General features: G+C 65.7%; 7 protein-coding genes. 5 read left to right on the top strand and 2 right to left on the bottom strand.

Annotated elements, in window-relative coordinates; genetic code table 11:
- Positions 1 to 346: 346 nt before the first annotated feature.
- A complete protein-coding gene (locus tag RN02_RS10085) occupies positions 347 to 1,108 on the bottom strand; it encodes a GntR family transcriptional regulator (protein ID WP_043272143.1) in 762 nt (253 codons plus the stop codon).
- 384 nt (positions 1,109 to 1,492) lie between these two features.
- Here RN02_RS10085 and RN02_RS10080 point away from each other — a divergent pair, with 384 nt between their 5' ends.
- A complete protein-coding gene (locus tag RN02_RS10080; protein ID WP_043314301.1) occupies positions 1,493 to 2,842 on the top strand; it encodes an NCS2 family permease in 1,350 nt (449 codons plus the stop codon).
- A gap of 67 nt (positions 2,843 to 2,909) precedes the next feature.
- Positions 2,910 to 3,536 carry a LysE family translocator gene (locus tag RN02_RS10075; RefSeq protein ID WP_009618679.1) on the top strand — a complete coding sequence of 209 codons (627 nt, stop codon included), beginning with the start codon at positions 2,910 to 2,912 and terminating at the stop codon, positions 3,534 to 3,536.
- 428 nt (positions 3,537 to 3,964) lie between these two features.
- Here the strand turns inward: RN02_RS10075 and uraH are convergent, their stop codons facing one another.
- Complete coding sequence (gene uraH, locus RN02_RS10070) at positions 3,965 to 4,318, bottom strand: hydroxyisourate hydrolase (protein ID WP_009618677.1); 354 nt, start codon at positions 4,316 to 4,318, stop codon at positions 3,965 to 3,967.
- A 409-nt stretch (positions 4,319 to 4,727) separates the two neighbouring features.
- Here uraH and puuE point away from each other — a divergent pair, with 409 nt between their 5' ends.
- The 3 genes from puuE to alc are packed head-to-tail and all read left to right on the top strand — an operon-like array spanning position 4,728 to position 7,204.
- The gene (gene puuE, locus RN02_RS10065) at positions 4,728 to 5,657 is read left to right on the top strand and encodes an allantoinase PuuE (protein WP_043314300.1); all 930 of its coding nucleotides are present in this window, start codon (positions 4,728 to 4,730) and stop codon (positions 5,655 to 5,657) included.
- A complete protein-coding gene (uraD, locus tag RN02_RS10060; protein ID WP_009618673.1) occupies positions 5,654 to 6,169 on the top strand; it encodes a 2-oxo-4-hydroxy-4-carboxy-5-ureidoimidazoline decarboxylase in 516 nt (171 codons plus the stop codon). Before puuE ends, uraD begins: the two co-directional genes overlap by 4 nt.
- 39 nt (positions 6,170 to 6,208) lie before the next feature.
- Entirely contained in the window at positions 6,209 to 7,204 is a 996-nt protein-coding gene (gene alc / locus RN02_RS10055; protein ID WP_043314299.1) for an allantoicase, read from the top strand.
- The last annotated feature ends 32 nt before the right edge of the window (positions 7,205 to 7,236 follow it).

Raw genomic sequence — 7,236 nt, 5'->3', positions numbered from 1 at the left:
GCATGACCTCCTGAGCGCCGGTTTCGCTCGGCCTTCTGAAGGGGCGTTCCGGTGCGCTCGGGTATTTCTCTGGAAGTCCAAAAGCCAGAGCGAATGCGCTTTGGCTTTTCGTAGGAGCGAGCTTGCTCGCGAACCCAGGGTTCGCGTTCTCGGGAATGACGAGAGGAGGCAGGCGTTCCGGGATGACGCCGAACTCCCCGCACGCTCCGAACAGCCCCCTCTCCCTTTGGGAGAGGGCTGGGGTGAGGGAGCGAGGCCAAGCTGGCGCACCTTCGCTGAACTACCACATATCGCTTAAGTGAACAGCATTACGGCACTCAGGCGGGGCTTTTCATTGGCCTAAACCTCAACGCGCCGCAGTACGCCCGCCCTTCTTCTTGCCACCGAGCAAATGCGAGAACACCGCATGCAGGTCGCCCGAGGCGCTGTCGCCTTCCAGGTTCAGCTTGTCGTCGATGTGCGCCATGTGGTGCATCATCAGGGTCACGGCCTTCTCCTTCTCGCCCTTCTCGATGGCGTCGAGGATTTCGTTGTGCTCGTCGAACGAGCAGTGCGAGCGGCCGCCCGCCTCGTACTGGGCGATGATCAGCGAGGTCTGCGACACCAGGCTGCGCTGGAAGCTGACCAGCGGGGCGTTCCTGGCCATTTCCGCCAGCTTGAGGTGGAACTCGCCGGACAGGCGGATGCCCGCGCCGCGGTCGCCGCGGGCGAAGCTGGCCTGTTCCTGCACCACCATCTCGCGCAGCTCGGCCAGGGCCTCGGCGCTGGCGTTGTCCACCGCCAGCTCGGTAATGGCGCGCTCGACGGTGCGCCGGGCGAAGAGGATCTGCCGGGCCTCATCGATGCTCGGGCTGGCCACCACCGCGCCGCGGTTGGGGCGCAGCAGCACCACCTGCTCGTGGGCCAGGCGCGACAGGGCGCGGCGGATGATGGTGCGGCTGACGCCGAAGATTTCGCCCAGGGCCTCCTCGCTCAGCTTGGTGCCCGGCGCCAGGCGCTGTTCGAGGATGGCGTCGAAGATGTGCGCGTAGACGATCTCGTCCTGCGTGCCGGTACGGCTCTTGCCGTTGCGCGCCGGCTTCTTGATCTGTTGCAGCGGGTCGGTCATGGATCCTCAACCTTGTTGGGCGGACCGGCGGCCTGGGCAATCCGCTACCAGGTACGCGGGCGCGACGAAATGATGGCCACCAGTGTACACAAAATGCCCAGCACCGCGCACCCGGCGCATCCCCCCTGCCATGCGGCATTCAGCCGTCCCCTCTGTACAAATTCCGCGCAATGCCTGAGCGAATCTTCCGATGAATTGTTTGGAAGAAGGCGGAAGACAGGTACGAAACATTATTTGATTTTTTTGTATACAACCTCATAATCGCGGCGTGACTTCCTGACTCGCAAGTCAAGAACACACCCTCAAGCCTTCCGCCGAGCCAGGGACGCAGGTGAACCAGCCGACGGCAAGGACCAACAACAAGAGCGTTGAGGAGTACCCGCTGTGGAAAGCACCAAACAAGAACAACAAACCGCTGTCGCCTCCAGCCCACCCGCCACCGGCCTGCTCGAACGCCTGTTCAAGCTCAGCCAGCACGGCACCACGGTGAAGACGGAACTGGCCGCCGGCCTGACCACCTTCATCACCATGGCCTACATCATCTTCGTCAACCCCAACATCATGGCCGACGCCGGGGTCAACCACGGGGCGGCCTTCGTCGCCACCTGCCTGGCCGCCGCCCTGGGTTGCTTCCTGATGGGCCTGTACGCCAACTGGCCGGTGGGCCTGGCGCCGGGCATGGGCCTCAACGCCTTCTTCACCTACACCGTGGTCAAGACCATGAACTACAGCTGGGAGATCGCCCTGGGCGCGGTGTTCATCTCCGGCGTGCTGTTCATGGTGCTGACCTTCTCGCGCATCCGCGAATGGCTGCTCAACAGCATCCCGCCGAGCCTGCGCTTCGCCATGGGCGCGGGGGTCGGGCTGTTCCTCGGGCTGATCGGCCTGAAGACCGCCGGCATCGTGGTCGCCAGCCCCGCCACCCTGGTGCACCTGGGCGACCTGACCAAGCCCGGCCCGCTGCTGGCGGCGATCTGCTTCCTGATGATCGCCGTGCTGGAATACCGCCGGGTGTTCGGCGGCATCCTCATCAGCATCCTCACCGTCACCGTGGCCGGCATCGCCCTGGGCCTGGTGCAGTTCGGCGGGGTGTTCTCGATGCCGCCGAGCCTGGCGCCGACCTTCCTGGCCATGGACATCGCCGGCGCCTTCAACGTGACCATGATCAGCGTGATCCTGGCCTTCCTCTTCGTGCACATGTTCGACACCGCCGGCACCCTGATGGGCGTGGCCCAGCGCGCCCATCTGGTGCGCGAGGACGGCCGCATCGAAAACCTGTCCAAGGCGATGAAGGCCGACAGCACCTCCAGCGTGGTCGGCGCCGTGCTCGGCGTGCCGCCGGTGACCAGCTACGTGGAAAGCGCCGCGGGCGTGGCCGCCGGCGGCCGCACCGGGCTGACCGCGGTGACCGTCGGCGCGCTGTTCGTCGCCGCCATGTTCTTCGCCCCGCTGGCCGGCATGATCCCCGCCTACGCCACCGCCGGCGCGCTGATCTACGTGGCCATGCTGATGATGGGCGGCCTGGCGCACATCGACTGGCAGGAACACACCGAGACTATCCCGGCCATCGTCACCGTGATCATGATGCCGCTGACCTTCTCGGTGGCGGACGGCATCGCCATGGGCTTCGTGACCTACGTGGCGATGAAGGTCTTCACCGGCCGCCACAAGGACGTGACCGTCAGTCTGTATGCACTCTGTGCAATATTTGTAGCCAAATTCATCTTCCTGTAATCTGGAGCGGCCCCGCCACGGCCCCGACGCATGCCTGCGTCGGGGCCTTTGCATTCGAGAGCCCGCGATGAACCTGGAAACCTGGCTGCTCTACAGCAGCGCCGCCCTGATCGTGATCCTGATTCCCGGCCCGCTGTCGCTGCTGATGGTCAGCAACAGCCTCAACTATGGCCTGCGCCGTTCGCTGCCGGCCTTCCTCGGCGGGGTCAGCGCCTCCATCTGCCTGCTCAGCGCCTCGGCCCTGGGCCTGGGCGCGCTGCTGCTGGCCTCGGAGAAGCTGTTCAGCGTGCTCAAGGTGCTGGGCGCGCTCTACCTGTTCTACCTGGCCTGGCAGAGCTGGCAGGAATCGCGCATCGCCGGCCAGCCGCGCGCCGCCGAGGAGATGCCGGTCAACCCGGGCTTCCGCAGCCTGTACTGGAAGGCCTTCGGCCTGGGCGCCAGCAACCCGAAGGACATCCTGTTCTTCGCCGCCTTCCTGCCGCAGTTCCTCAAGGCCGACCATCCGCTGTGGCAGCAGCTGCTGGTGATGATCCTCACCTGGGCGCTGCTCGACTTCGCCTGCAAGCTGTTCTACGGCCTCAGCGCCCGCGGCGCGGCGCGCTTCCTGCGCTCGGGCAAGGGCCAGGCCTGGTTCAACCGCGGCAGCGCCGCGCTCTTCGCCACCGCCGGCGGGGCTTCGTTGCTGAGCCGCTGAGGTCCATAGAACCGTTCGCGAGCAAGTTCGCTCCTACAGGCGCCAACGCTTTTCGTAGGAGCGAGCTTGCTCGCGAACGGTGTTTACCGGCAGCAATCGTGTTCAGGGCTGACTCCGCCCCTCTCCCCAACCCTCGACTGCGCGCCCCGCCCTGAAGGGAGAGGGAGCTGTCCTGCGCGAACGAGAGGTTCGGCATCAACCTGTAGGAGCGGGCCCTGCCCGCGATTTCGCGCGCAGGGCGCGCTCCTACATGGGAACGCGGTTGGGATGGAGTGGAGCGATACCCATCGCCATGGCCCGATGGGTATCGCTTCGCTCAACCCATCCTACGAAAGCACCTCGGCGCAAGAGCGCACAGGCAAAAAAAGACCCGCCAGAGGCGGGCCGATGGGACTCCACGAAGAGTCGGGTGGGAAGTCGGTGGCGGCCTAGCTGCCGCGGTAGGTCGAGTAGCTGTACGGCGAGATCAGCAGTGGCACGTGGTAGTGGTCGCTTTCCGAGGCGATGCCGAAGCGCAGCACCACCTGGTCGAGAAAGGCCGGCTGCGGCAGTTGCACGCCGCGGGCGCGGTAGTAGTCGCCGGCGTTGAACTGCAGCTGGTAGACCCCGGCGCGGAAGTCCTCGCCCTGCAGCAGCGGCTCGTCGCAGCGGCCGTCGTCGTTGGTCACGCGGGTGGCGACCAGTTCCAGCTGCTGGCCTTCCACGCGGTAGAGCTCGACCTTGATGCCATGGCCGGGGCAGCCGTGGGCGGAATCCAGTACGTGCGTCGTCAAACGTCCCATGGGCTCTGGGCATCCCCGGCGCGGCCGGCGGACGCCGTCCTCCTTCTCGGTGTGGTGTGGGTTGCACCCCGCAGGCAGCGGCCGGCCGGGTGGGTTGGATGGGACGAAAATACGCCATCACCCAAACATTGTATACAAAAAATTTGCTCCAGCGCCCCGAAACGGCACCCACGCACCAGCACGCGGCATTTCGATCCGCAGCCGGAGCCAGGAAGGCCACAGCCCGCCGGGCTGACCGTTCGGGCAGGTAGTTTGCTTGCTTTACCGACGGATGCGGATGACGACGGATGGCGAAATCGGCACGCGGGATTGTATTTACATACGGCCACACAACTTGTATACAATGTCTCGCAACACGGTGACGCACGCCCTACCGCCCGCGCCGCCCCCAACAAGAAGGAACACTGCAGTGAGCGCTGACTACCCACGCGACCTGATCGGTTACGCCGACAACCCTCCCCACCCGCACTGGCCGGGCGACGCCCGCATCGCGCTGTCCTTCGTGCTCAACTACGAGGAAGGCGGCGAGCGCTGCATCCTCCATGGCGACAAGGAATCCGAGGCCTTCCTCTCCGAGATGGTCGCCGCCCAGCCGCTGCAGGGCGCGCGCAACATGAGCATGGAATCCCTCTACGAATACGGCAGCCGCGCCGGCGTCTGGCGCCTGCTCAAGCTGTTCAGGAAATACGACCTGCCGCTGACCATCTTCGCCGTGGCCATGGCCGCCCAGCGCCACCCGGACGTGATCAGGGCGATGGTCGCCGCCGGCCACGAGATCTGCAGCCACGGCTACCGCTGGATCGACTACCAGTACATGGACGAGGCCCAGGAGCGCGAGCACCTGCTGGAAGCCATCCGCATCCTCACCGAGCTGACCGGCGAGCGCCCGCTGGGCTGGTACACCGGCCGCACCGGCCCGAACACCCGGCGCCTGGTGCGCGAGGAAGGCGGCTTCCTCTACGACTCCGACACCTACGACGACGACCTGCCCTACTGGGACCCGCAGAGCACCGCCGAGAAGCCGCACCTGGTGATCCCCTACACCCTGGACACCAACGACATGCGCTTCACCCAGGTGCAGGGCTTCAACAAGGGCGACGACTTCTTCGAATACCTCAAGGACGCCTTCGACGTGCTCTACGCCGAAGGCGCCGAGGGCGCGCCGAAGATGCTCTCCATCGGCATGCACTGCCGCCTGCTCGGCCGCCCGGCGCGCCTGGCCGCGCTGGAGCGCTTCATCCAGTACGTGAAGGGCTTTGAAAAGGTCTGGATCGCCCGCCGCGTCGACATCGCCCGCCACTGGCACGAAAAGCACCCGTTCAAGGAGAGCCAGGCATGAGCCGCTTCCAGACCCTCACCCCGGCCAGCCTCGACCGCGCGGCCTTCGTCGCCGCCTTCGCCGACATCTACGAGCACTCCCCCTGGGTGGCCGAGAAGGCCTACGACCTGGGCGTGGACGAAAGCCTCAACGACATCGAGAGCCTGCAGCAGCGCATGGCCGACATCCTCCTGTCGGCCAGCCATGAAGCCCAGCTGGCACTGATCAATGCTCACCCGGACCTCGCCGGCAAGGCCGCGGTGCGCGGCGAGCTGACCGCCTCCAGCACCTCCGAGCAGGCCGGCGCCGGCATCCACGAATGCACTGCCGAGGAATTCGCCCGCTTCAACGAACTCAACGATGCGTACAAGGCGAAATTCGGCTTCCCCTTCATCAAGGCGGTGAAGGGCAGCAACCGCCACCAGATCCTCGCGGCCTTCGAGGAGCGCATCCACAACACGCCGGAGCAGGAATTCCAGACCGCCCTGGCCGAGATCAACAAGATCGCGATGTTCCGCCTGCAGCAGCTCTGAGCCGCGCAACCGGAAATTCACGTCACCAAGGAGAACAAGATGAGAACCTACAACGCTCCCTTCGAGAAATTCGTCAACCTGGCCGACGAGCGCCTGGGGAGCAAGGTGATCAGCGTCACCGACGAATGGTTCGCCGCTGCCAGCCGCATGCTGCAGCCCACCCCCGCGGTGTGGAAGGAAGGCGTATTCGACGACAACGGCAAGTGGATGGACGGCTGGGAATCCCGCCGCAAGCGCTTCGAAGGCTATGACCACGCGGTGATCCGCCTGGGCGTGCCGGGCTCGATCAAGGGCGTGGACATCGACACCAGCTTCTTCACCGGCAACTTCCCGCCGTCGGCCTCCCTCGACGGCTGCTTCGTCGCCGAAGGCGAGCCGAACGACGACACCCAGTGGACCGAAGTGCTGTCCTCCGTCGAGCTGCAAGGCAACAGCCACCACTACCACGAAATCAACGACGAGCGCCCCTACACCCACCTGCGTCTGAACATCTACCCGGACGGCGGCGTGGCGCGCCTGCGCGTGTACGGCATCCCGTTCCGCGACTGGGCCAAGCAGAATCCCGACGAGCAGGTCGACCTGGCCGCGGCCCTCAACGGCGGCCGCGCCCTCGCCTGCTCCGACGAACACTTCGGCCGCATGAGCAACATCCTCAACCCCGGCCGCGGCGTGAACATGGGCGACGGCTGGGAAACCGGCCGCCGCCGCACCCCGGGCAACGACTGGGTGATTGTCGCGCTGGGCCACGCCGGCATCGTCGAGAAGATCGTCGTCGACACCCTGCACTTCAAGGGCAACTACCCGGAGAGCTGCAACATCCAGGCGGCCTTCGTGAAGGGCGGCACCGACAGCCAGATCGCCACCCAGAGCCTGTACTGGCGCGAACTGCTGCCCAGCCAGAAGCTGCAGATGCACAACGAGCACACCTTCATCGAGCAGATCAAGGAACTGGGCCCGATCACCCACGTGCGCCTGAACATCTTCCCGGACGGTGGCGTCAGCCGTCTGCGCCTGTTCGGCAAGGTGGCCAGGTAAGCGAAACACCGCCGTCGTCCCCGCTGGCGCGG

The sequence above is a fragment of the Pseudomonas sp. PI1 genome (assembly GCF_000812405.1).
GTDB lineage: Bacteria > Pseudomonadota > Gammaproteobacteria > Pseudomonadales > Pseudomonadaceae > Pseudomonas > Pseudomonas citronellolis.
This window is presented reverse-complemented; position numbering and strand designations above follow the sequence as displayed.

What these genes read in the sequence shown, in the direction of transcription:
- RN02_RS10075 (WP_009618679.1), top strand. Translation starts at nt 2,910, where the DNA reads ATGAACCTGGAAACCTGGCTGCTCTACAGCAGCGCCGCCCTGATCGTG.
- uraH (WP_009618677.1), bottom strand. Translation starts at nt 4,318, where the DNA reads ATGGGACGTTTGACGACGCACGTACTGGATTCCGCCCACGGCTGCCCC.
- alc (WP_043314299.1), top strand. Translation starts at nt 6,209, where the DNA reads ATGAGAACCTACAACGCTCCCTTCGAGAAATTCGTCAACCTGGCCGAC.
- RN02_RS10085 (WP_043272143.1), bottom strand. Translation starts at nt 1,108, where the DNA reads ATGACCGACCCGCTGCAACAGATCAAGAAGCCGGCGCGCAACGGCAAG.
- uraD (WP_009618673.1), top strand. Translation starts at nt 5,654, where the DNA reads ATGAGCCGCTTCCAGACCCTCACCCCGGCCAGCCTCGACCGCGCGGCC.